26 protein-coding genes are annotated in these 23,397 nt (G+C 72.3%); 15 read left to right on the forward strand and 11 right to left on the reverse strand.

Translation table 11 applies throughout. From position 1 onward, the window contains the following. The first annotated feature begins 305 nt into the window (after positions 1-305). Both ACZ49J_RS42995 and ACZ49J_RS43000 read left to right on the forward strand, forming a co-directional pair. Positions 306-2,894 carry a helicase-associated domain-containing protein gene (locus ACZ49J_RS42995; protein WP_467456661.1) on the forward strand — a complete coding sequence of 863 codons (2,589 nt, stop codon included), beginning with the start codon at positions 306-308 and terminating at the stop codon, positions 2,892-2,894. Positions 2,895-3,085: 191 nt separating this feature from the next. Continuing rightward, positions 3,086-3,298, forward strand: a complete 213-nt coding sequence (locus tag ACZ49J_RS43000) for a hypothetical protein (protein WP_467456660.1) — start codon at positions 3,086-3,088, stop codon at positions 3,296-3,298. Here ACZ49J_RS43000 and istB read toward each other — a convergent pair. Beyond that, complete coding sequence (gene istB, locus ACZ49J_RS43005) at positions 3,276-4,562, reverse strand: IS21-like element helper ATPase IstB (RefSeq protein ID WP_467456721.1); 1,287 nt, start codon at positions 4,560-4,562, stop codon at positions 3,276-3,278. The genes ACZ49J_RS43000 and istB overlap by 23 nt on opposite strands. A 339-nt stretch (positions 4,563-4,901) precedes the next feature. Here istB and ACZ49J_RS43010 point away from each other — a divergent pair, with 339 nt between their 5' ends. Continuing rightward, the gene (locus ACZ49J_RS43010) at positions 4,902-6,545 is read left to right on the forward strand and encodes a DNA repair helicase XPB (RefSeq protein ID WP_467456659.1); all 1,644 of its coding nucleotides are present in this window, start codon (positions 4,902-4,904) and stop codon (positions 6,543-6,545) included. 41 nt (positions 6,546-6,586) lie between these two features. Here ACZ49J_RS43010 and ACZ49J_RS43015 read toward each other — a convergent pair whose 3' ends face one another. Continuing rightward, positions 6,587-6,778 (reverse strand): hypothetical protein, encoded by a 192-nt coding sequence (locus ACZ49J_RS43015; RefSeq protein ID WP_467456657.1) that lies wholly within the window; start codon positions 6,776-6,778, stop codon positions 6,587-6,589. 505 nt (positions 6,779-7,283) lie between these two features. Here ACZ49J_RS43015 and ACZ49J_RS43020 point away from each other — a divergent pair. Continuing rightward, on the forward strand, positions 7,284-9,374 hold the full coding sequence (locus tag ACZ49J_RS43020) for a HelD family protein (protein WP_467456719.1): 2,091 nt from the start codon (positions 7,284-7,286) through the stop codon (positions 9,372-9,374). Positions 9,375-9,572: 198 nt separating this feature from the next. On the opposite strand, the gene ACZ49J_RS43025 is transcribed toward ACZ49J_RS43020, so the two are convergent. After that, positions 9,573-10,283, reverse strand: a complete 711-nt coding sequence (locus tag ACZ49J_RS43025) for a copper homeostasis protein CutC (RefSeq protein ID WP_467456655.1) — start codon at positions 10,281-10,283, stop codon at positions 9,573-9,575. Between the two features lie 64 nt (positions 10,284-10,347). Beyond that, positions 10,348-11,025, reverse strand: coding sequence for a maleylpyruvate isomerase family mycothiol-dependent enzyme (locus ACZ49J_RS43030; protein WP_467456653.1), 678 nt, complete (start codon positions 11,023-11,025; stop codon positions 10,348-10,350). Between the two features lie 69 nt (positions 11,026-11,094). On the opposite strand from ACZ49J_RS43030, the gene ACZ49J_RS43035 reads away from it, so the two are divergent. From ACZ49J_RS43035 to ACZ49J_RS43045, 3 genes are all read left to right on the forward strand, one after another. Continuing rightward, on the forward strand, positions 11,095-11,790 hold the full coding sequence (locus ACZ49J_RS43035; protein WP_467456652.1) for an HD domain-containing protein: 696 nt from the start codon (positions 11,095-11,097) through the stop codon (positions 11,788-11,790). A gap of 145 nt (positions 11,791-11,935) precedes the next feature. After that, the gene (locus tag ACZ49J_RS43040; RefSeq protein ID WP_467456717.1) at positions 11,936-13,183 is read left to right on the forward strand and encodes a Cmx/CmrA family chloramphenicol efflux MFS transporter; all 1,248 of its coding nucleotides are present in this window, start codon (positions 11,936-11,938) and stop codon (positions 13,181-13,183) included. Positions 13,184-13,224: 41 nt separating this feature from the next. Continuing rightward, positions 13,225-14,310, forward strand: a complete 1,086-nt coding sequence (locus ACZ49J_RS43045) for a GNAT family N-acetyltransferase (RefSeq protein WP_467456650.1) — start codon at positions 13,225-13,227, stop codon at positions 14,308-14,310. A gap of 18 nt (positions 14,311-14,328) precedes the next feature. Here ACZ49J_RS43045 and ACZ49J_RS43050 read toward each other — a convergent pair whose 3' ends face one another. Both ACZ49J_RS43050 and ACZ49J_RS43055 read right to left on the reverse strand, forming a co-directional pair. Beyond that, positions 14,329-14,601: a DUF4031 domain-containing protein gene (locus ACZ49J_RS43050; RefSeq protein ID WP_467456648.1), complete on the reverse strand. Its 273-nt coding sequence runs from the start codon at positions 14,599-14,601 to the stop codon at positions 14,329-14,331. Continuing rightward, positions 14,598-15,029, reverse strand: coding sequence for a hypothetical protein (locus ACZ49J_RS43055; protein WP_467456716.1), 432 nt, complete (start codon positions 15,027-15,029; stop codon positions 14,598-14,600). The genes ACZ49J_RS43050 and ACZ49J_RS43055 overlap by 4 nt, the downstream gene beginning before the upstream one ends. 131 nt (positions 15,030-15,160) lie before the next feature. On the opposite strand from ACZ49J_RS43055, the gene ACZ49J_RS43060 reads away from it, so the two are divergent. The 3 genes from ACZ49J_RS43060 (at position 15,161) to ACZ49J_RS43070 (ending at position 17,938) form a co-directional block, all read left to right on the forward strand. After that, positions 15,161-16,075, forward strand: coding sequence for a MurR/RpiR family transcriptional regulator (locus tag ACZ49J_RS43060; protein ID WP_467456646.1), 915 nt, complete (start codon positions 15,161-15,163; stop codon positions 16,073-16,075). Positions 16,076-16,259: 184 nt separating this feature from the next. Beyond that, a complete protein-coding gene (gene murQ, locus ACZ49J_RS43065) occupies positions 16,260-17,210 on the forward strand; it encodes an N-acetylmuramic acid 6-phosphate etherase (RefSeq protein ID WP_467456645.1) in 951 nt (316 codons plus the stop codon). 146 nt (positions 17,211-17,356) lie between these two features. Beyond that, positions 17,357-17,938, forward strand: coding sequence for a hypothetical protein (locus ACZ49J_RS43070; protein WP_467456714.1), 582 nt, complete (start codon positions 17,357-17,359; stop codon positions 17,936-17,938). A gap of 4 nt (positions 17,939-17,942) precedes the next feature. Here the strand turns inward: ACZ49J_RS43070 and ACZ49J_RS43075 are convergent, their stop codons facing one another. The 3 genes from ACZ49J_RS43075 to ACZ49J_RS43085 are packed head-to-tail and all read right to left on the reverse strand — an operon-like array spanning position 17,943 to position 19,283. Next, on the reverse strand, positions 17,943-18,440 hold the full coding sequence (locus ACZ49J_RS43075; RefSeq protein WP_467456644.1) for an SRPBCC family protein: 498 nt from the start codon (positions 18,438-18,440) through the stop codon (positions 17,943-17,945). Beyond that, a complete protein-coding gene (locus ACZ49J_RS43080; RefSeq protein ID WP_467456642.1) occupies positions 18,409-18,852 on the reverse strand; it encodes an ArsR/SmtB family transcription factor in 444 nt (147 codons plus the stop codon). The genes ACZ49J_RS43075 and ACZ49J_RS43080 overlap by 32 nt, the downstream gene beginning before the upstream one ends. Positions 18,853-18,893: 41 nt before the next feature. Further along, complete coding sequence (locus tag ACZ49J_RS43085; RefSeq protein WP_467456641.1) at positions 18,894-19,283, reverse strand: hypothetical protein; 390 nt, start codon at positions 19,281-19,283, stop codon at positions 18,894-18,896. Positions 19,284-19,400: 117 nt separating this feature from the next. On the opposite strand from ACZ49J_RS43085, the gene ACZ49J_RS43090 reads away from it, so the two are divergent. The 4 genes from ACZ49J_RS43090 (at position 19,401) to ACZ49J_RS43105 (ending at position 21,600) form a co-directional block, all read left to right on the forward strand. Next, positions 19,401-20,240: a helix-turn-helix domain-containing protein gene (locus ACZ49J_RS43090; protein WP_467456639.1), complete on the forward strand. Its 840-nt coding sequence runs from the start codon at positions 19,401-19,403 to the stop codon at positions 20,238-20,240. Further along, positions 20,224-20,487: a DUF397 domain-containing protein gene (locus ACZ49J_RS43095; protein ID WP_467456638.1), complete on the forward strand. Its 264-nt coding sequence runs from the start codon at positions 20,224-20,226 to the stop codon at positions 20,485-20,487. The genes ACZ49J_RS43090 and ACZ49J_RS43095 overlap by 17 nt, the downstream gene beginning before the upstream one ends. Then, on the forward strand, positions 20,487-20,996 hold the full coding sequence (locus ACZ49J_RS43100) for a GNAT family N-acetyltransferase (protein ID WP_467456637.1): 510 nt from the start codon (positions 20,487-20,489) through the stop codon (positions 20,994-20,996). Before ACZ49J_RS43095 ends, ACZ49J_RS43100 begins: the two co-directional genes overlap by 1 nt. Before the next feature lie 61 nt (positions 20,997-21,057). Beyond that, positions 21,058-21,600, forward strand: coding sequence for a DinB family protein (locus ACZ49J_RS43105; protein ID WP_467456636.1), 543 nt, complete (start codon positions 21,058-21,060; stop codon positions 21,598-21,600). A gap of 102 nt (positions 21,601-21,702) precedes the next feature. Here the strand turns inward: ACZ49J_RS43105 and ACZ49J_RS43110 are convergent, their stop codons facing one another. Further along, positions 21,703-22,356, reverse strand: a complete 654-nt coding sequence (locus ACZ49J_RS43110) for a class I SAM-dependent methyltransferase (RefSeq protein WP_467456634.1) — start codon at positions 22,354-22,356, stop codon at positions 21,703-21,705. A gap of 105 nt (positions 22,357-22,461) precedes the next feature. Continuing rightward, positions 22,462-22,830, reverse strand: a complete 369-nt coding sequence (locus tag ACZ49J_RS43115) for a VOC family protein (protein WP_467456633.1) — start codon at positions 22,828-22,830, stop codon at positions 22,462-22,464. A gap of 63 nt (positions 22,831-22,893) precedes the next feature. Here ACZ49J_RS43115 and ACZ49J_RS43120 point away from each other — a divergent pair, with 63 nt between their 5' ends. Further along, positions 22,894-23,352: a MarR family winged helix-turn-helix transcriptional regulator gene (locus ACZ49J_RS43120; protein WP_467456632.1), complete on the forward strand. Its 459-nt coding sequence runs from the start codon at positions 22,894-22,896 to the stop codon at positions 23,350-23,352. Positions 23,353-23,397 lie beyond the last annotated feature (45 nt).

Below are 23,397 nucleotides of genomic sequence, written 5' to 3' on the forward strand. Positions count from 1 at the left end.
CCCCGCAAGGGGCGCGGGGAACTGCGCGACCAGCCACACACAACCCGCACACACCCCCAACACCAAGGGGCTGCCCCCGATAGGGGCATGGGGGCGCAGCCCCCACCAGGGGCGCGGGGCTGTGTCGATCTGTGGCTCCGCCGCGCGGGCGCGACCAGCAACACACAACCCGCACACCCCCACAACACCAAGGTGCTGCCACCAAAAAGAAGGGGTCTGGGGCGCAGCCCCAGGGACACGGTGCCCCCACCCCGCGGCCCCCACATATCACCGGCCCCCAAAGCCCACCCGGTACCGTGAAACGAATGAGCACCGAGGAGCCGGACCGCACCCCCCGTTCCCTGGCGGAAGCCCTCCGCACGAGGGACGACCACTCCCTGTCCGCACTCCTCCGCGCCCGCCCCGACCTCATCACCCCCGTCCCCACCGACCTCACCCAGCTCGCCACCCGGGCCGGCACCCGCGCCTCGGTCGTCCGCGCCCTGGAACGACTGGACCGCTTCGCCCTGCAGACCGCCGAGGCCCTGGCCGTGGCCCCCGACCCGGCCCCGTACGACGCGCTCCTCGGCCTGATGGCGGGCGACAACCCCGACGAGAACGAACCGGTCGCCACCGCGCTCCCCCACGCCCTCGGCACGCTCCGCGAGCAGGCCCTGGTCTGGGGCCCGGACGACCGTCTCCGCCTCGTCCGCACGGCCCGCGAACTGCTCGCCCCCTCCCCGCAGCACCCGTCCCCCACCGGCCTCGGCCCGACCGTCGCCGAAGCCGTTGCCGGCATGTCACCGGGCCGCGTCCAGGAGATCGTCACCACGGCGGGCCTGCCCGGCACCCACGACTCGGTCTCGGCGGTCACCTCCCTCACCGCCCTGTTCACCGACCGCACCCGCATGACGGCGCTCCTCACCACCGCCCCCGCCGAGTCACTGGACGTGCTCACCCGCCTGGTCTGGGGCCCGCCCTACGGCCAGGTCACCGCCAACCCGGCACCCCATCTGCGCTGGCTGCTGGACCGGGGCCTGCTCGTCCCGACGACGCCGGGCACGGTCGTCCTGCCCCGCGAGGTGGCCCTCCACCTGCGGGACGGCCGGGCGCACCGGGAGACCGAACCGCTGGCCCCGCCTCTGGAAGTCGCCGCCACACACCGTCCACAGGCTGTGGACGCCACGGCGGCCGGCCAGGCGTACACGGTGCTCGCGACCGTCGAGGAGCTCCTGAAGGACTGGGACGAGGGCGGCCCGGCCGTGCTGCGGGCCGGCGGCCTGAGCGTGCGCGACCTCAAACGGACCGCCGTGGCCCTCGACGTGCCCGAACCGGTCGCCGCCTTCTGGGTCGAACTCGCCTACACGGCGGGCCTGCTGGCGTCCGACGGTGAGGCGGACGAACGGTACGCCGCCACGCCCGCGTACGACGAGTGGCTGGAGCTGCCCACCGCCGAGCGCTGGGCACGGCTGGCCACGGCGTGGCTGACGGCGACCCGTACGGCGGGACTGGTCGGCGGGCGGGACGCGAAGGACCGTACGTTGTCGGCGCTGGGCCCGGGCCTCGACCGGTCGGCCGCGCCGGAGGTCCGCCACCGGGTGCTCGCCCTGCTGGCGGGTCTGCCCGAGGGCGCGTCGGCCACGGCGGACTCGGTGCTCGCCCGCCTGGGCTGGGAACGCCCGCCGCGGGGCCCGCACGGCGCCACCCGGAACCAGCCGCCCGGCACGCAGAGCGCACGCGCCCCGCAGGACGACCCGCGTTCCCGGCTCGCCCGGTGGGCCCTGTCCGAGGCGGAGATGCTGGGCGTCACGGGCCGCGGCGCGATGTCCTCGCACGGCCGGGCCCTGCTCGGCCTGCCCCCGGCCCCCACGGACGCCGCCGACCTGCCGGAGGAGCCCGGCGACAAGCTCCCCGCGCACCACCAGCACCCACCGACGGCCCCCTCGGAACCCCTGGGCGCGGCCGAGCAGGCCGCGGCCGCCCTCCGCGCCGCCGGACTCCTCGCCCCGCTCCTCCCCGAACCCCTGGACCACGTCCTCCTCCAGGCGGACCTGACGGCGGTAGCGCCGGGCCCGCTGCAACGCCCGCTGGCTGACACGCTCGACGTGCTGGCGGACGTGGAGTCCAAGGGCGGGGCGACCGTCTACCGCTTCACCCCGGCCTCCGTGCGCCGCGCCCTGGACGCGGGCCGCTCGGCCTCCGACCTGCATGCGTTCCTGACGGCCCACTCCCGCACCCCGGTTCCGCAGCCACTCGCGTACCTGATCGACGACGTGGCCCGCAGGCACGGCCACCTCCGCGTCGGCGCGGCCTCCGCCTACGTACGCTGCGACGACGACACGGTCCTCGGCGAGATCCTCGCCGACAAACGGTCCGCGCCCCTGCGCCTGCGCCGCCTGGCCCCGACCGTGCTGGCCGCCCAGACGGACCCGGCGACCCTCCTGGACGGCCTGCGCTCCCTGGGCTACGCCCCGGCCGCCGAGTCCGCCGAGGGCGACGTCCTGATCACCCGCGCCCACGCCCACCGCACCCCGCCGCGCACGGCCCCGGAACCGGTCCCCGACGGCCCCCCGCCCCCGGACGACGTACTCCTCACGGCCGCTCTCCGCGCCATCCGCGCGGGCGACCTCGCCTCCACGGCCCCCCGCAGGACCACGGCCCCCGCCCCGGGCGGCTCCCTCCCCCGCACCAGCTCCGCCGAGACCCTCGCCACCATGCAGGCCGCCGTCCTCACCGGCGAGGCCCTGTGGATCGGCTACGTCAACGCCGAGGGCAGCGCCAGCCAGCGCGTCATCGCCCCCATTCGCGTCGAGGGCGGCTTCGTCACGGCGTACGACCACACGGCGGACGAGGTCCGTACGTACCCGCTGCACCGGGTGACCGGGGTGGCGGAGCTGGCCGACGACGCGCTGTAGGGCGCCTCACCCTTCTGTCCCCCCGTTGTCACCCGTCCGGGCGTACGCACCGCTTCATGCACGCCACGCCCCGCGGTTCCCTCGCACGACGGACCTCGCGGAGCTTCCCGCATCGCGGTCCGAGCGGCTGGGCAGCCAGCTCCCGGAACCCGCAGCGCGAACACCGCGCGAGCACCGAAAGGCACCGTCCCATGCGCTCCAGGCCCCCCGCCCGTACCCGAGCCGCCCTCCTCGCCTCCGCGGCCGCAGTGGCCGCAGCAGCCGCCGTCGCCGTGTTCGGCGCCCTCGCGCCCGAGGCCGTGGCGGCTCAGCCGCCGCTGCCGCTGCCCCTGACCGCCACCGAGTCGCTGGTCACCGTGGAGGGACCGCTGGTCAACAACATCACTCTGCCCATGACGAAGTGACCCGCCGCCTGCGGTAGCTGTCCCCTTCGAGCCGGACGATCTCGGCGTGGTGGGCCAGCCGGTCGGCCATCGCCGGGGCGACTCCCCCGCCGAAGATCTCGTCCCAGCGGCCGAGCGGGCGGTCGCAGGTCACGATCAGCGAGGCACGCTCGTAGCGGTGGGCGACCAGCTGGAAGAAGAGGTGGGCGGTGTCCGCGTCGAAGGGGACGTAGCCGACCTCGTCGACGATCAGCACGGCGTGGGCGTCGAGCGCGGTCAGTTCCTCGGCCAGCCGGCCCTCGGCACGGGCGCCGGATAGCCGGGCCGCCCACTCGGCGGCGGTGGCGAACAGCACCTGGTGACCGGCCTCGCAGGCACGGATGCCCAGGCCGGTCGCTAGATGCGTCTTGCCGGTGCCGGGGGCGCCGACGAACACCACGTTCCGCCGGGCGGCGACGAAATCCAGCTTGCCGAGCCGGGCCACGGTCTCCCGGTCGAAGGAGCGCGGATGGTCCTCGTCGAACTCCTCCAGCAGTTTGCGGGCCGGGAACCCGGCGGCACGGACGCGCGCCTCGGCGCCCGTCCCGTACGCAGCCGTCTCGTAGGGGGAGTGCTGTGCCTGGGCCGGAATCGTCGCCCGGTCCGGAATCGTCGCCTGGTCGCGAGCCGGGGATGCGTCGGCGGCCCGTGCCTCGGCGGGCGGTGCGGGCTCCCCATGGCCGTGCCCGTGCCCGTGCCCGTGACCGTGCCCGTTCTGGTGCGCGCCCTCCTGGTGCTGCGCCCGGTCCGCGCGCAGCGTCATCGGCCCCGACATGTACGCCAGGATCGCCGCCGACACGATGAAGGCCATGTGGATCACCGTGCCCCACAGCAGGGCGTGGCGCGAGGTGTGGTGGACGTCCACGAACATCTGGAGCAGATGGACGGAGGAGATGCCCACGATGGCGGTGGCCAGCTTGACCTTCAGCACGTTGGAGTTGACGTGCGAGAGCCATTCGGGCTGGTCGCGGTGGCCCTGGAGGCCGATGCGCGACACGAAGGTCTCGTAGCCGCCGACGATCACCATGATCAGCAGGTTCGCGATCATGACGACGTCGACGAGCTTGAGCACCGCGAGCATCACGTACGTCTCGGTCGCCTGCCCGGTCACGCACCGGAGGATTAAATTCCACAGCTCCTTGAAGAACTTGTAGACGTACACGCCCTGGGCCGCCACGAGCCCGAAGTACAGCGGCGCCTGGAGCCAGCGGGTCGCGAACAGGGCGTACCCGAGCGTCGCGGTCATCGGGGAGGCGGCGGACGTGAGGGACTGGCTGCGACCGGGCAAGGGACTCACTCCAGGGCTACGGCACGGCACGGGTGGTGACCTGCGACTGCGACCTGCACGGTTCGCCATTCTTCGCGGCAAGTGCCGGATATCTGAATTCCGGCCACCCATTGGAGTGGATAGACATCCAATACGACGTGACGCGGACGTCACGCTCCATCCATGTCGGCAGACCCGTCCGATCGGGCACACTGGACGTTTGGCCGAGCAGAGCCGTCCCGAAGGCCATCCGGCCGTCCCGAAGGCCATCCGGCCGTCCGAAGGCCACCCCGAGGTCATGGCGAAAGGCAGCCGCGCGTGAATGGTCCCCTCATCGTCCAGAGCGACAAGACCCTCCTGCTCGAGGTCGACCACGAGCAGGCCGACGACTGCCGCCGGGCGATCGCGCCGTTCGCGGAGCTGGAGCGGGCCCCCGAGCACATCCACACCTACCGCGTGACCCCCCTCGGCCTGTGGAACGCGCGCGCGGCCGGGCACGACGCCGAACAGGTCGTGGACGCGCTCGTGCAGTACAGCCGGTATCCGGTGCCGCACGCGCTGCTGGTGGACGTCGCGGAGACGATGGACCGCTACGGCCGCCTGACCCTCAGCAAGCACCCGGCCCACGGACTCGTCCTCACCACCACCGACCGCCCGGTCCTGGAGGAGATCCTGCGGTCGAAGAAGATCGCCCCACTGGTCGGGGCCCGGATCGACCCGGACACCGTCGCCGTGCACCCCTCCGAGCGCGGGCAGATCAAGCAGGTCCTGCTGAAGCTGGGCTGGCCGGCCGAGGACCTCGCCGGGTACGTGGACGGCGAGGCGCACCCCATCGAGCTGGCCGAGGACGGCTGGGCGCTGCGCCCGTACCAGAAGCAGGCGGTGGAGAACTTCTGGCACGGCGGGTCGGGCGTGGTCGTGCTCCCGTGCGGCGCGGGCAAGACGCTGGTCGGTGCCGGATCCATGGCCCAGGCGAAGGCGACCACCCTCATCCTCGTCACGAACACCGTCTCCGCCCGGCAGTGGAAGCACGAGCTGGTGAAGCGGACCTCGCTGACCGAGGACGAGATCGGCGAGTACAGCGGGACGCGGAAGGAGATCCGCCCGGTCACCATCGCCACGTACCAGGTGCTGACGACGAAGCGGAAGGGCGTCTACCCGCATCTGGAGCTCTTCGACTCCCGTGACTGGGGTCTGATCGTCTACGACGAGGTGCACCTGCTGCCCGCGCCGGTCTTCAAGTTCACGGCCGATCTGCAGGCGCGCCGCCGCCTCGGGCTGACCGCGACGCTCGTACGGGAGGACGGCCGCGAGTCGGACGTGTTCTCGCTGATCGGGCCCAAGCGGTTCGACGCGCCGTGGAAGGAGATCGAGGCGCAGGGGTACATCGCGCCGGCCGACTGCGTCGAGGTCCGCGTCAACCTCACCGACAGCGAGCGGCTCGCGTACGCGACGGCCGAGACGGAGGAGAAGTACCGCTTCTGTGCGACGACGGACACGAAGCGGAAGGTGACGGAGGCGCTGGTGCGCCGTTTCGCCGGGCAGCAGACCCTCGTCATCGGGCAGTACATCGACCAACTCGACGAGCTGGGCGAGCACTTGAACGCGCCCGTCATCAAGGGGGAGACGTCGAACACCCAGCGCGAGAAGCTGTTCGACGCGTTCCGTGAGGGCGAGATCAGCGTGCTGGTGGTGTCGAAGGTCGCGAACTTCTCCATCGACCTGCCGGAGGCCACGGTCGCGATCCAGGTGTCCGGCACGTTCGGCTCGCGGCAGGAGGAGGCCCAGCGTCTCGGGCGGGTGCTCCGTCCGAAGGCCGACGGCCATCAGGCCCACTTCTACTCGGTGGTCGCCCGCGACACCATCGACCAGGACTTCGCGGCCCACCGCCAGCGTTTCCTGGCCGAACAGGGCTACGCGTACCGGATCGTGGACGCGGACGAGCTGCTGGCCGAGAGCTGAGGGCTCGTCCGGGCCGACGGTTCACGGAGGGACGGACGGTCTCACCGGCGGTGTACGCCCGCCTCCTCCGTGTACTCGCCGAGCACGACCACCTCGAAGGCGGCGCCGGCGAACACCTTGATCGCTCGCAGTGCGTCGCCGAGCCAGTGGCGGTGGTGCTCGACGTCGATGGCCGTCGCACCGGTCGGCGGACCGTGCCGGCCGGGAACCGGGGAAAAGGTCGCTGCACTCATGTATCCATGATGGAATCCGCGCCCCCGGTTGGCGTCGGTCCAGGGACGGAATCTCCGCGGCCCGCCGCTCCCTCTCAGGTCCGCCCTCCCGTACGCCTCCGGGCTGAGACGGTCCCCTAGGGATACGGCATCCGTAGCCCTGAGACAGCAGGACGCCACCGGCGGCACCGATCTCCGCGTCCGCCCGGCCGCCGGAAAATCATTCGCGCCCGATTCCCCGGCTCACTACAATCTCCGCTCTTGCCCGCCTCCGACTCCGGAGTGCCGCCGCCCGGCCGGAAACCGGACGGCACCGTCACCACCACGCAGGCGTCATTCGTACGCGCCGTCCCACGGCAGTCGACCGGCCCGCGCGCCCGCACGCGTCGCGCACCCCCGGCCGACGCACCGTCACGCCCGGAGGCAGAACCCCGTGTCCATCCGACCCGACGACCGCACCAGCACCCACAGCAACAAAGATCACGCGAGCCCCACTGACCCCACTGACCCCGCCGACCCCACCGACCTGGCCGAACCCGCCGACCCCCTCGCCCGCGAGCGCTCCCACCTCGCCTCGTCCCGGGCCGCGCTGCGCACCATGCGGGAGGACGTGGAGTCGCTCGACATCAGCGACGTCACCGCGAACTGGGTCAACGCGGAGGCGCTCCACCACCAGATCGGCGAGCGCATCAAGGCCCTCGCCGACCTCGCCCACACGCCCCTCTTCTTCGGCCGCCTCGACTACCTCCACGCTCCGGGTGCGCAGCAGGCCGAGGGCGCGGAGGAATCAAAGGGGCGCGAAGCGCCTTCCGTGCAAGGGCGGCGGTGGGAGACGGGCGGGCGCTTCTACATCGGGCGCCGCCATGTGCACGACGCCGCCGGGGACCCCATGGTCATCGACTGGCGCGCGCCCGTGTCGCAGCCGTTCTACCGGGCCTCCAAGCGGGACCCCATGGACATCGGCCTGCGCCGCCGCTTCGGCTACACGGGCGGCGACCTCACCGCGTACGAGGACGAGCACCTTTCCGACCCCTCGGAGGCAGCCACCACCAGCAAGCTGCTCCAGCAGGAGATCGAGCGCCCGCGCGTCGGACCGATGCGCGACATCGTGGCGACCATCCAGCCCGAGCAGGACGAGATCGTCCGGTCCGGTCTCTCCGGCACGGTCTGCGTGCAGGGCGGCCCCGGCACCGGGAAGACGGCCGTCGGTCTGCACCGCGTCGCGTACCTCCTCTACGCCTTCCGCGACCGCCTCGCCCGCACCGGCACCCTCGTCATCGGCCCGAACCGCTCCTTCCTCCACTACATCGAGCAAGTGCTGCCCGCACTCGGCGAGTTGGAGGTCAAGCAGGCGACCGTCGACGACCTCGTGGCGCACGTCGAGGTGCGCGGCACCGACGACGCGGCGGCCGCCGTCGTCAAGGGCGACGCCCGGATGGCTCAGGTGCTGCGCCGGGCCGTGCGCTCACACGTCACGATGCCCACCGAGCCGGTGGTCGTGGTGCGCGGCTCGCGTCGCTGGCGCGTCCCTGCGTACGAACTGGAGGACATCGTCCGGGAGTTGATGGAGCGCGACATCCGCTACGGAGCGGCGCGCGAGGCCCTGCCGCAGCGGATCGCGCACGCGGTGCTCGTCCAGATGGAACGCGCGGGCGAGGCACCGGACGACCGTGTCCAGGACACCGTGGCCCGCAACCCCGCGGTGAAGGCGGCGGTCAAGGCGATCTGGCCGCCGGTCGACCCCGCGAAACTGGTCCTGCGCCTCCTCACCGACGCGGACTTCCTCGCCGAACACGCGGACGGGGTCCTCACGGACGAGGAGCAGAAGGCGATCCTGTGGGCCAAGCCCGCGCGGAGCGTGAAGTCGGCCAAGTGGTCACCGGCCGACGCCGTCCTCGTCGACGAGGCCACCGACCTCGTCCAGCGCACCCACTCGCTCGGTCACGTCGTGCTCGACGAGGCGCAGGACCTCTCCCCGATGCAGTACCGGGCGGTGGGCCGCCGCTGCACCACCGGCTCCGCGACCGTTCTCGGCGACCTCGCGCAGGGCACCACGCCCTGGGCGACGCGGAGTTGGGAGGAGGCGCTGGCCCACCTCGGCAAGGGCGACGCCGTCATCGAGGAGCTCACGGCCGGCTTCCGCGTCCCCACGGACGTGATCACGTACGCCTCCCGTCTGCTCCCCCACATCGCGCCCGGCCTGACCCCCGTGGCGTCGGTCCGCGAGAACCCGGGCTTCTTCGAGCTCCGTACGATCGCCTCGGACGCCGAAGTGGTCGCCGCCTGCGAGGAGTCGCTCCGCCACGAGGGCTCGACCGGCCTCATCGCCGCCGACGCCCGTATCCCCGCCCTCACCGAAGCGCTGACGGCGGCGGGCATCGCCCACCTCGACCCCGGCGAGGAGACGACACCCGACACCCGCCTCACCCTGGTCCCGGCGTCCCTCGCCAAGGGCCTGGAGTACGACTACGTGGTCCTGGACGAGCCCCAGGCGATCGTCGACGCCGAACCCGACGAACGCACGGGCCTGCGCCGCCTGTACGTAGCCCTCACCCGAGCGGTCTCAGGCCTGACAGTGACCCACGCGGCCCCACTACCACCACAACTGGCCCCGTAGGGGGCGCAGCCCCGTCAGGGGCGCAGCCCCGTCAGGGGCGCAGCCCCGTCAGGGGCGCAGCCCCGTCAGGGGCGCAGCCCCGTCAGGGGCGCAGCCCCGTCAGGGGCGCGGGGCTGTGTCGATTTGCGGCTGCGCCGCGCGGGCGCGACCAGCCACAACCAACCCGCACCCCGCAACGAACCCCACACCCCAACGGCGCTACCGGGACCGCGCCCCCAGCGGAGCGCCAAGCACCGCCCTCCACTCCCGCACCGCGTCCGCCGACACGGGCGCACCCCACCCGCCCGGCCGCACGGCACCCCCCACGTGAAAGGCGTCGACCCCCGCCGCGCGCAGCCCCGGAACGTGGTCCAGCCGCAGGCCGCCGCCCACGAGGAGCCGCTGGGTGTACCCGGGCTCCCCTCTCCGCGCGGCCTCGGCCAGGAGGACGGGCAACCCGTCGTCGACGCCCTCGCCGGACCCCGCGGTCAGGTACGTGTCGAGCCCGGGCAGGTCCGCGAGCTGCTTGCGCAGGGCGTCACGGTCGGCGGCGCGGTCGATGGCCCGGTGGAAGGTCCACGGGCACCCGTCCAGCACGTCCACGACCCGCTCGACGGCAGCCACGTCCGGCCCTCCGCCCTCCTCCAGGAACCCGAACACGAACTCCTCGGCCCCCGCGTCCCGCAGCTCCCGCGCGGCGCGTACGAGCGCGGAGACGTCCCCGGCCGCGAACCCGTCCCCCAGCCGCACCATCACCCGGGCCGGGATCTCCACGGCCTCCCGGATCGCGCCCACCATGTCCACGGCCGGCGTGAGCCCGTCCGCGGCCATGTCGGCCACCACTTCGAGCCGGTCGGCCCCTCCGGCCTGAGCGGCGACCGCGTCCTCGACGTCGAGGGCGATCACCTCCAGGACTGCACGCGTACGCATAGGACCCCTTTCGGAGAGCCACTCGCCGTCGGACTAGAGGTCTAGTCCAATCTCAGAGTACCGCTCACCCGAAGACGTTCAGCTGCCCTTCCCCCGCCCCCACCAGCTCGTACCGCGTACCGGTCACGGGCCGTCCCGCGTACAGGCGGATGAGGGTGGGCGCGTCACCGAGGTAGCGGGCGGGCGGGCCGTCCGTGGCGGGCGGACCGAGGAGCAGGGGCTCGTCGGTGTCGTCGAGATCGGCGTGGAGGGAGACGGGCGACTTCTCGCGGGCGCGGTGGGCCAGGAGGGTGAGGGCGTACGGGAGCGCCTCACCGGCGTACGCGCCCGGGACGCCGAACGCGTCACGTACGTCGCCCGCGTGGATCCACTCGCCGAGGGCGACCGCGTCCAGGGCGCCCCCGGCCTTCGCGATGGCGGGGCCCGCTTCCGTCATGCCCCGCTCCAGTTCGTCGACGACGCGGGAGACGGGCCAGTCGGCGCGCTCGGCGATGTCCCGGTCGTTCGACTCGGGGCTGAACACACCCTCCTCGAAACGGCTCTCCACCACCCGCGTCAGCGCCGCCGAGCAGTGCGCCACCACATGCCGCACCGTCCACCCCGGACAGGCCGTCCGCAGCGCGAAGTCCTCCTCGGCACGGCTTCGGAGAAGGGGGATCAGGGCGTCCCGCTCGGTGACGAGCAGCCGGCCGGGGAGGCCGGGGTCGCGTTCCGGTGCGTCGTGTGCGTCCGCTGGAGTCATGGGGTCACGCTAGGCGGCCGGGCGGAGGGCGTGCCAACACCTTTCAGGTGCGGGAGCACAATGGCCCCCATGGCCGACCCCGACACCCTGGACGCCCTCCGCTCCCGCTGGCTTCGCACCCTGCTCGCCGCCCGCGAGGAGATCCGCGAGGAGATCCGCGACGACGGCCGCGAGGACGTCCACGCCCCCGACCCGCACCCGTACGCCGACAACCTGCTGAAGCGCTGGTCGGAGCCGCAGCGCAAGTACCACACCCTCGACCACCTCACCGCGGTGCTCGACCACGTCGACGTCCTGGCGGAGTACGCCGACGACCCGGACGCCGTCCGCCTCGCGGCCTGGTTCCACGACGCGGTGTACCTGCCGGACCGGTCGACGAACGAGGAGCGGTCGGCGCGGCTCGCCGAGCGGGCCCTGCCCGAGGCCGGGGTCTCGCGGGAGAAGACGGACGAGGTCGCCCGGCTGGTGCGGCTGACGGTCACCCATGACCCCGCCGACGACGACGCCAACGGGGCCGTTCTCTGCGACGCCGATCTGGCCATTCTGGCGGCGGAGCCGGAGACATACGACCGTTATGTGCGGGCGGTGCGTGAGGAGTACTCCTTCGTGCCCGACGACGCGTTCCGCACGGGGAGGACGGCCGTACTGCGTCAACTCCTCGACCTGCCAAGACTGTTCAGGACGCCGTACGGGCAGCGGGAGTGGGAGGCGCGGGCCCGCCGGAACCTCGGGGCCGAAATCGATCGGCTCGACGACGGCTCCTGAGACCGGGCGACACCGCGGGAATGCTCGCCCCGGCCCCACGGCTGACCCGTACATGCGCACCCGCTCAGACACCGGCCGCCCCGATCCCGACCACCCAGGCGCAGACCACCCAGGCACCGACCGCCCCGGCGCCGACCGCTCCCGCATGCCCCTCGCCGTCTACGTCCTCGGCCTCTCCGTGTTCGCCCTCGGCACCAGCGAGTTCATGCTCTCGGGGCTGCTGCCGCCCCTCGCGGAGGACATGGGAGTGAGCATCCCCCGGGCGGGGCTGCTGATCTCGGCGTTCGCGATCGGGATGGTGGTCGGGGCACCGCTGCTCGCCGTGGCCACGCTCCGGCTGCCCCGCCGTACGACCCTCATCACGCTCATCACCGTCTTCGGCTTCGGTCAGGTGGCGGGCGCCCTCGCGCCCAACTACCCCATCCTCTTCGCCTCCAGGATCGTCAGCGCGCTGGCCTGCGCCGGGTTCTGGGCGGTGGGCGCGGCCGTGGCGGTGGCGATGGTGCCGGTGAGCACACGGGCCCGCGCACTCGCCGTGATGATCGGCGGCTTGTCGATCGCGAACGTGCTGGGCGTCCCGGCCGGTGCCTTCCTCGGGGAGCACCTCGGCTGGCGTTCGGCGTTCTGGGCCGTGGCCGTAGCGACCGGGATCGCGCTCGTCGGCGTGGTCTTCCTGATCCCGGCCCTGCCCGTGCCCGACGAGCGGCCCCGGATCGGGCAGGAGGCCCGGATCTACCGCGACCCGCAGGTCTGGCTCTCCGTGTCCGTCGTGGCGCTGGCCGCCGGCGGGGTCTTCTGCGCGTTCAGCTACCTCGCCCCGCTGCTCACGGACGTCGCCGGGCTCGACGACGGCTGGGTGCCGACCGTGCTCGCGCTCTTCGGGATCGGCGCGCTGATCGGGACCGCGATCGGCGGGCGGATCGCCGACGCCCACCTGTTCGGCGTGCTGCTCAGCGGCATCGCCGCCTCGACGGTCCTCCTCGTCGCGCTGGCGCTCCTCGGGCAGTACGCGGTCCTCGCCGTCGTCCTCTCCTTCCTCCTCGGCGTCTCCTGCTTCTACACCGCGCCCGCGCTCAACGCCCGGATGTTCAACGTCGCCGGTGCCGCCCCCACGCTCGCCGGCGCCACCACCACCTCCGCCTTCAACCTCGGCAACACCGGCGGCCCCTGGCTCGGCGGCACGGTCATCGACGCGGGGTTCGGGTTCGCGTCCACGGCCTGGGCGGGCGCGGCCCTCTCGGCGACGGCCATCGGCGCGACGGCGCTCTCGCTGCGCCTGCACCGCCGTACGTCCCGCAGGTCCCCTACGTCCGCGTCCCGCGTGGTCACCGGTGCCGACCTCGGCGGAGTCGACATCGGCGGGGTCGACATCGGCGGCCGACCGGGCCGGTAATCCGGTACGCACCGACACGTGATCCCTCCTATCCTCGCGCCATGCGACCAATGGGTGGGGACCAGGTGCAGGAAGCCGTCCGACACGCGCTCACGCTGCTGCGGACCGCCGTGGACCACGACTGGGAGGGGGCCAAGGCGGGTCGCCTGGATTGGAACTGCCGTGAGACGGCCGTGCACATCGCGTCGTGCCTCATCGCCTACGCGGGCCAGCTGGCCGGGCGCGCGACCGAGGCGTGGATGCCCTTCGAGCTGGTCATGGACGACGGGACCGACACCGCGGACGTGCTCGACGTGATCGAGACGACGGGCACCCTCCTCGCGGCGACCGTCCGGACGACACCGCGCGACGTGCGCGCCTTCCACCCGTACCCGTTCCGCTCCGCCGATCGCGAGGGCTTCGCCGCGATGGGCGTCACGGAGGTGCTGCTGCACACGCACGACATCGCCGAGGGCCTCGTCCTGCCGTACGAGCCCCCCGCCGACCTCTGCGAGGACGTCCTCACCCGCCTCTTCCCGGACGTACGGCCGGGTCCCGAACCCTGGCCCACCCTCCTGTGGGCCACCGGCCGCGGCGACCTGCCCGGCCGTGCCCCGGTCACCCAGTGGCGGTGGACCCACCCCCTGGTCATCCCCGCCGAACGGCTCTCCCTGCACGCCGTCACCCCGGCCGCCGCCGCCGATCTGGCCGCGGGCGGCACGGGCGGCTTCGAGTGGATCGAGGGCGGCCCGGTCGAGGGGACGCGCGAGGGCGCGGGCATGATCCACAAGCTGTACGAGACGGGCACGCTCCGCGCGGAGTGGGGCATGTACGCCCTCGTCCGCACCGAGGACGGCCGCGCCCTCGGTGCCCTCGGCTTCCACTCCGCCCCCGACGAGGAGGGCCGCACCGAGATCGGCTACGACCTCGTCGAGGCGGCCCGCGGCCACGGTTACATGACGGAGGCGCTGCGCACCCTGGCCGACTGGGCGCGGGGGCGGGAGGACGTCCGGGCGCTGTTCGCGGTGGTGGACAAGGACAACGTCCCGTCCCAAGGGGTCGTCACCCGGGCCGGGTTCACGCGGGTGAGCGATGACGTGGGCGACAGCGGGGGAACGTTCGCCTACGAACTGCGGCTGCGGTCCTGACGTACGGCCGCCGACGGCTCAGCCGCCGTTCCCACGCCCCTTCGGTCTGCGCAGGCCCGCCGCGGTGAGCCTGCGCACCAGCTCCTTCGAGCCCACCTCCACGGCACCGGCGGCCACCACGTCCGGGTAACGGTGCGACGGGATGTCGTAGTGGTCGCGTTCGAAGGCCCGCTCGGGGATGCCCAGCTTCCGGGCGAACGCGTGGAGTTCGTCGTGCGACTCGTCGCTGACCAGGTGCGACCACATGCGGCCGTGGCCGGGCCAGGTGGGTGGGTCGATGTAGAGCGTCACGAGGATGCGGCCCCGCCGCTCGCCGACCCCAGGGAGCCGACCGCCGCCACCTTCACGCCCGCCTTGTGGCACACCCAGTGGGGGTCGGTGCCCAGCTCGGGCTCGACGTCGAGCGCGTGCGGGTCGCCGGAGCCGCACACCGGGCACAGGGGCCAGCGCCCGTACCGCTCCAGCAGCGCGTCCTGGACGTCCTGCGCGACGAGTCCGGCCACGTACCCGGCGCCCTCCGGCCACTGCTCGACCCACCACCGGCGCTCGGCCACCGAGTTCTCGACCAGCGACACGACGTCCGCCTCGGCGACCCGGCCCGCGACCAGATCGGCGAGGACGAGGGCGCGCGCGGCGTGCAGCGCCTGCTCCAGGGGGCTGACGCGGGCGCCGGTGGGCTCACCACCGGGTTCACTGCCGGCTTCCCCGCCGGGTTCCATGCCGACTTCCTCGCCGGGTTCATTGCCGACTTCCCTGCGGGGCTCATTGCCGGGATCACTGCTGGGGTCCATGCCCCCATTGTGCGCACTCTTCTTGACCGTGCACCCGAGCAGAAAATAGCTTTCAGAGTGTGAGCGAAGAAGTGAAGGAAATTTTCGGAAGGGGCACGCCACCGGCTCCCGCCGCCCTCGCGGCCAAGGTGCGCACCCTCGCCCCGTCCATGACCCGGTCCATGCAGCGGGTCGCCGAGGCCGTCGCCGGTGACCCCGCGGGCTGCTCGGCCCTGACCGTCACCGGACTGGCCGAGCTCACCGGCACCAGCGAGGCGACGGTCGTCCGTACGGCTCGTCTGCTCGGCTATCCGGGTTACCGGGACCTGCGCCTCGCGCTCGCCGGGCTCGCCGCGCAGCAGCAGTCGGGCCGGGCGCCCGCCGTCACCGCCGACATCGCGGTCGACGACCCCCTCGCGGACGTCGTGGCCAAGCTCGCCTACGACGAGCAGCAGACCCTCGCCGACACCGCGGCCGGACTCGACACGGTCCAGCTCGGCGCGGCGGTCACGGCGCTGGCGGCGGCCCGGCGCGTCGACGTGTACGGCGTCGGCGCGTCCGGGCTCGTCGCCCAGGACCTCACGCAGAAGCTGCTGCGGATAGGGCTCATAGCCCACGCGCACAGCGACCCGCACCTCGCCGTCACCAACGCGGTGCAGCTCGCCGCCAAGGACGTGGCGATCGCCATCACGCACTCGGGCTCGACGGGGGATGTCATCGAGCCGCTGCGGGTCGCGTTCGAGCACGGGGCGACGACGATCGCCGTCACGGGACGCCCCGACGGGCCCGTCAGCCAGTACGCCGACCATGTGCTCACCACGTCCACGGCCCGCGAGAGCGAGCTCAGGCCGGCGGCGATGTCGTCCCGGACGAGCCAGCTGCTGGTCGTGGACTGTCTCTTCGTCGGGGTGGCGCAGCGGACGTACGAGAGGGCGGCGCCGGCGCTTTCCGCTTCGTACGAGGCGTTGGCCCACCGGCACCGGAGTGGGCGCTAGCGCTCCGCTGGAGACCGGGAAGGCAGACCGCCGTAGGGCTGAATGCCGTCCGACATCCGCGGGTTTGTTGTGGCTGGTCGCGCCCACGCGGCGCAGCCGCATATCGACACAGCCCCGCGCCCCTGACGGGGCGCCCTCAGCACCCCGGCAGAACAATCGCACCACACGGAAAGAGCCCCCCGCCATGGCCTCCCCCACCAACACATCCCCCGAACACCCCGATCTCAAAGCCCAGTTGGAGACCCTGACCACCGAGGCGTTCCGCCCCGAGCTGGCCGGGATCGACCGGCTGCCCACCCTCGACATCGCGCGGCTCATGAACGACGAGGACGCGACCGTGCCGAGTGCCGTCGCCGCGCAGTTGCCCCGGATCGCCGCCGCCATCGACGCCCTCGCCGAGCGGATGGGGCGCGGCGGACGGCTGGTCTACGCGGGCGCGGGCACCGCCGGGCGGCTGGGGGTGCTGGACGCCTCCGAGTGTCCGCCGACCTTCAACACGGACCCGTCCCGCGTGGTCGGCCTGATCGCGGGCGGGCCGGAGGCCGTGGCCCACTCGATCGAGGGGGCTGAGGACTCCAGGGGGCTGGCGCGCGACGACCTCGACGCGCTCGCGCTGACCGCCGCCGACACGGTGGTGGGTGTCTCGGCCTCGGGCCGCACCCCGTACGCCCTCGGCGCGGTGGAGTACGCCCGTGCGCGCGGCGCGCTGACCATCGGCCTTTCCTGCAACGCCGACAGCCCGCTCGCGGCGGCCGCCGACCATGGCATCGAGGTCGTCGTGGGCCCGGAGCTGCTGACGGGTTCGACGCGGCTGAAGGCGGGCACGGCGCAGAAGCTGGTCCTGAACATGCTGTCGACGATCACGATGATCCGCCTGGGCAAGACGTACGGGAACCTGATGGTCGACGTCCGCGCCTCGAACGAGAAGCTCCGCGCCCGTTCGCGCCGCATCGTGGCCCTGGCGACGGGGGCACCGGACGAGGAGATCGAGCGTGCCCTCGCGGCGACGGACGGCGAGGTCAAGAACGCGATCCTCACGATCCTCGGCGGGGTGGACGGACCGACGGCGGCCCGGCTCCTGGAGGAGAGTCAGGGGCGCCTGCGGGTGGCGCTGAAGGCCGCCGCCGCCCTCTGAGACCAGGGCTCCCGCTCACCCGGTCCTGTGGACCGGGAACGTCAGTGGACCGGGAACGTCAGTGGCGCATGCGATGCTCGACCACGACGGCAAGCGAGCACCCGATCACCCGGTCACGTCGATCACCCGAGGAGAGGACGAGCATGGTGAACCACGCGCAACTGACCGCCCTGGGCCGGGCCCTGCGCCTCCTCGGCGAGCACGGCGAGGCCCTGACGTCCACCACCCCCGACGCCAAGCTGCACGAGGTCAAGGACGATCTGCGGCGCGCCCTGGACCTGTTGGACGAGACGGTCACGTCCGCGAAACCCACGACACGCTGCGCCGAGCACCCGAACGGCCCGGTGGACAAGGACGCCCCCGACCTCTGTCTCCTCTGCGAGACCCGCCGCCGCACGGCCCGCCGCGCCCAGGCCGACAGCGCGTACGGGGGACCCCCGCGCCCCGCGACGCCCACCGAACCCGCCCCGTCCCGTTACGGCATACGCGGTGACCGCCCCCAGCCCCAGCAGCGCTGGCTCCCGGAGGCGTGGAACGGCCAGGCGTGGCAGCTCTGCGGCACCCCGCGGCGCGACCGCCGCGAGGCCGAGCTGTACCTGGCCGCCCAACGCCGCGGCGCGCGCCCGGCGATGGCGTACCGCCTGGTCCACGAGTTCACGGACTACGAGGTGCTGCGGGTGTGGGGTGAGCCGGTGAGGGTGGACATCGAGCCGATGGGGAACATGTAGCCCGTCAGGCCGTGGCCTCGGCCAGGAGCGCGTCGATCTGCCCCAGCGCCTGGGACATGCCCTCTTCCATGCCCATGGCCACCAGCTTCTCCATGGCCTCGGCACTGGGGAAGGTGCCCTCGATGGTCATCACCGTGGCCGCCCCGCCGTCGGCGGTGAGCCGCACGCGAACGGCCGTGGTGGGCATGTCGGGGTCGGGGCGGCCGGAGTCGTCGGCGAAACCGTCCTCGAACTCCAGCCCGTGCGGGGCGTCGACCGACCGGACGCGCCACCAGCCGTAGTACTTGTCGCCCTCCGGCCCGGTCATGAAGTACGTGACCGCACCGCCGGGTGCCAGATCATGATCGACCACGGTCGCCGGGTAGGTCGGGGGACCCCACCACCGCTCCAGCGTGCGCGGGTCCTGCCAGACCTTCCACACCTGCTCGGGCGGCGCGTCGAACCGCGCGGTGATGGTCAGGGTGAGGGCTTCAGGGTTCTTCTGGACGTCGATCACGGTCATGAGCGTGCTCCTTGCCGTGCTGTGGATCTGAGCTGTGTGGTGGATCCGATGGGTCCAACGGGTCGGACTCGGCGAGGATCGCGCCGATGCGGTCGACGCGCCCACGCCAGACCTCCGTCAGCTGGTCCAGCAGCCGCCGCACCTCACGCAGGGCGTCCTCGTTGCCCCGCACCCGCTGCTCCCTGCCCTGCCGCTCCTTGGTGACCAGCCCGGCCCGCTCCAGCACCGCCACGTGCTTCTGCACGGCCGCGAAGCTCATCGGGAACCTCCGGGCGAGGTCCGAGACCGAGTGGTCACCGGTCAGGGTGAGCGCGACGATCTCGCGCCGTGTCGCGTCGGCCAGGGCTTGGAAGAGGCGATCGGCGTGGTCACTGGGCTCAGTGACCTCGGCGGACTGCTGACGTACAACCATTGGGTTGTACGTTACCGGCCGCACCCCGCCCCCGCAACACGTCACGGCAACCGTCCCGCCCGGTTGGCGTGCCGCACCCGCTCCCGCAGCACCTCTCCCACCGGCACGTCCCCCACCGACTCCGGCGGACAGTCCCACTCTCGCCCACCCCCGACCGGCCGCAACTGCACCCTGCCGCCCACATGCCCCATCACCTCCCCGACCCGCCCGTCCCGCACGTCCACCACGTGCGCCCCCACCGACGGCTCCTCCCCGCGCAACACGGAGGCCAGCCGCTCGGCCGTCCGCACGTTGCAGCGCCCCAGGTCGACCAGACCGAACGGCGCCTCACTCGCGGCGGTCACCGGATCCACGCGCAGCGACGGCAGCCCGACGCCCACGCCCACGAGGGCCTTCCGCAACGACTCCACGACTTCCTCCGTCGACCGCACGCCCACGCACCTCCACGCTGAGTTGATGATTCGCCACACAGAGTGGCGACTGTGTGCCTAACCTGGCCAGACAGGGCGCCCCAACAACCTCAGCTGTGCGACAGGAAGTTGCTTGCCATGCCAGGACCGAAGGACCTCGACCCGTCGTCGTCGCCCCGCGCCCTGCTGGGCGCCGAGCTGCGCCACGCACGCGAGAAAGCCGGCCTCAGCCAGGAGGAGCTGGGTCTCCGGCTGTTCGTGAGCGGCTCGTTCATCGGGCAGTTGGAGGCCGGCACGCGGCGGATGCAGCGGGAGTACGCGCGGTTGCTGGACGAGGTCCTGGGGACGGAGGACTTCTTTCAGCGGAACTGTGGGGCGGCGGCGAAGTCCCGCTACCCCGAGCACTTCGCCGAAGCGGCGGAGGCGGAGGCGCAAGCCACGGCGATCAGGGAGTACGCGCCGCTCCTGATCCCAGGCCTGATCCAGACACCCGCGTATGCACGGGCGGTGTTCCGGGCGTACCAGCCGACAGCTCCAGAGAAGACGATCGACGAGCTGGTGGCGGCCAGAATGGAGCGGGCCCGCATCCTTGCGGATCCAACAGAGCCATTGTTGTGGGTGGTCCTCGACGAGGCCGCGCTGCGTCGCACGACGGGCGGGCCCGGGGTGATGGCGGAGACCCTGCGCCACATCGCCGGCCTGGCCCGGCGGAGCCGGGCGATCGTGCAGGTGCTGCCGTTCGACACGGGGGCGCATGCGGCGATGCAAGGCGCCATCAAGCTGATGGAGTTCGAGGAAGCCCCTCCCTTGGTCTACTTCGAGGGGATCGGCACCGGACGGCTGGAGGACGACCCGGCCACCGTCAGGCACCAGCGGCTCACCTATGAACTCCTCACGGCCGCCGCGCTCTCGCCGGAGAAGTCCCTGGCCCTGATTGATGCAATGGCGCAGGATTACGCCCATGAGGAACATCCCTGAGTACGACTTGGACAGAGCCGTCTGGTTCAAGTCCAGCTACAGCGGCGGGGACGGCGGCAACTGCCTGGAAATCGCCCGCTGGCGCCAGTCGACCTACAGCGGAGGCGGCGGCAACGACTGCCTAGAAGTCACCGACTCCCACCCCACCCACATCCCCGTCCGCGACTCCAAGAACCCCCACGGCCCGAAGCTCATGTTCCGGCCGGAGGCCTGGTCCGCGTTCGTCGACGAACTCAGGCGGGACTAGTGCCCGAGCTGCAGCTGCTCCGGCCGGACCACGCCCCCGCACTGCTCGCCTTCGAGCGGGAGAACCGGGCCTACTTCGCCGCGTCCATCCCGGACCGGGGTGACGAGTACTTCGCCCGGTTCGACGAGCGGCTCCGTGCCCTGCTCACCGAGCAGGAGGCGGGAGACTGCTACTTCCACGTACTGGTCGATGCCGCGGGCGATGTGCTGGGGCGGGTCAACCTGGTGGACGTGGCGGACGGCGGCGCCGAGCTCGGATACCGGATCGCCGAGCGGGCCACGGGCCGGGGGCTGGCCACCCGGGCCGTGCGGTCGGTGTGCGACGTCGCCGCGGACAGGTACGGACTGTCCACGCTGCGTGCCAAGGCCACGGTCGACAACGCGGCGTCGCGCGCCGTGCTGGCCCGTGTCGGGTTCACCGTCACCGGCGAGACGCGGCTCGACGGGCGGCCCGCACTGACCTACGTCCACCACCTCTCCAAGCGGAGCGCCCAAGCGGACAGGATCTGACCTACATGGCTCCTAGCGTGTGCCTTACCGACCGAACGGGAAACAACGGAGGGCTCACGCCATGAACAGCACCCCGGCCACCGAGACCATCGAGACCACCGACGAGCGCACCGACCTGCTGGAGACGCTGGCCAAGCACCGGCACTTCCTGCGCTTCACCACCCGCGACCTCACCGACGAGCAGGCCGGCCGGCGGACCACCGTGAGCGAGCTGTGTCTCGGCGGCCTGATCAAGCACGTCACGTCGGCGGAACGCAACTGGGTGGAATTCATCGAGCACGGCCCCTCGGCGATGGGCGACTTCACCGCGATGACCGAGGCGGACTGGGCCCGCCGGGCCGACGAGTTCAAGATGCTGCCCGGCGAGACGCTCGCCGGCGTGCTGGCCGCGTACGAGGAGACGGCCGAGCGGACCGAGAAGCTGGTCGCCGGCCTGCCCGACCTGAACGCCTCCCACCCGCTGCCCAAGGCCCCGTGGTTCGAGGCCGACACACGGTGGTCGGCCCGCAGGGTGCTGTTGCACATCATCGCGGAGACCGCCCAGCACGCCGGTCACGCCGACATCATCCGCGAGTCCCTGGACGGCTCGAAGAGCATGGGCTGACGCACCCGCACTGGAGACGGCATGGGCAGACATGGGCCACGCGCGGCCGGTAAAGGACCTGGTCACGGCCGCCAGTGCTGGCCCAGATCTGCCAATGCCCTCTCATGGGCGCCAGACGAGCGTGTACCGCCAGAACAGGCGACGGCGCAGCCGGGCGCCGGGCAGCACACGTCTCGCCTCCCGGACGATGTCATCGAAGGCCGCTTCCGGCGCCCGTGTCGCAGCGGTCGTCGAGACGGGCCGCGCCACCGTGTTCCCCCTGCTCTTGACCCACCCCACCACGGCGTTCGCCGGAACGGAGACGAGGCTGAGCAGGTGGTCCACGAGGGTCTCCTCGCGAGCCAGCCCGACCACCACCAGCGTTCCACCAGGCCTCAGGTGCCCTCGGAAGCGCGTGAGCGCCTCGCTTAGTGGCAGGTGGTGGAGCACAGCGACGCAGGTGATGACGTCGTACGATCCGCCGGGCCCCCCGTCCAAGGCGTCCGCCACGCTGAAGGTCACCGGAGCACCGGCCGGAGTCAGCTCCCGCGCCCGCTCCACGATCCCCGGGTCGACGTCGATTCCGTGCACCTCCCGCGCCCGCCCCGCCAACAGCCGCGCCAGATCACCACTCCCGCACCCGACGTCCAGCGCACGCTCGAAGCGCCGGGGCAACCGGCGCAGGATCCAGCGGTGGTAGTGCGCGTTGTGGTCCCAGGGGTGCGCCGCGTTGAAGCGGTGCAGCGCGGACAGGAGGCGGTGCGACGGTGATGTCATACGGCCAATCAAACCGGCCACAGCCGCAGGCATGGCACCAGCCATCAGGGGCGACCACTCGGCAGAGCGACACGGCGCGGTCGGGATGCAACTGCAAGTGGTCGATCAAGCGCGGTCGTGGAGCGTGACCTGGTAGCCGTCGGGGTCGGCGAAGGTGAAGGTCCGACCGAAGGGGCCGTCGATCGGTGTGGAGACGATGGTGTGACCGTCGGCGACGAGCGCGTCGTGGATGGCCTGGACGTCGGTGGCGTGGAGCCAGATCGCGGCACCGATGCCGGGCTGAGCGACGGATGCGAGGTCGGTGCCGGGAATGACGTCGCGGAGTGCGAACGCGATCGGCTTCGTCTCGAAGACGACGGCGTGCGGAGGTCCGGCCGGCGAGCGGACGAGGCCCAGGTACTGCTCGTAGAACGCCTGTGAAGCGTCGAGGTCCCGCACTTGGAGCGAGATGAAATCGGGGCCGGTGGCAGGCATGATGACACTCCTTCTTTCCGTGTCAGTTTCCTGACATGCCACAACCTATGTCAGAATACTGACATGAGTCAAGAAGGTGTCGGCGTCGACCTGGAGACGTCACTGGGCTACCTGCTCAAAGAAGCGTCCAGCGCCCTCCGCGCGGCCATGGAGGAAGTGCTGCGGCCGCTCGGGATGAGCGTGACGCACTACTCCTGCCTCGAACTGCTGGCGCAACGACCGGGCTTGTCGAACTCCGAGCTCGCGCGGGGCGCATTCGTGACACGGCAGACGATGAACGTGCTCCTCCAGGCCCTGGAACGAGACGGTTACGTGACGAGGCCTGCGGAGGCACCCGTCGGGAAGGCGCTTCCCACGCGGCTCACGCCTCGCGGCCGACGAAGCCTCGAGAAGGCGAGCGCAGCCGTCCGGTCCGTCGAGGCCAGGATGCTGGCCGGCCTGACCGCGGCCGAGCAGTCAGAGGCGTTCCGAATTCTGCAGAGCATGATCCATTCCCTGCGCGGTGACAACGAGGGTGCATAGCTCGTTCCGCGGCGCACGTCTCGTCGCGCTCGGACAGGAGTGCGG

The sequence above is a fragment of the Streptomyces sp. NPDC030840 genome, from assembly GCF_055572015.1.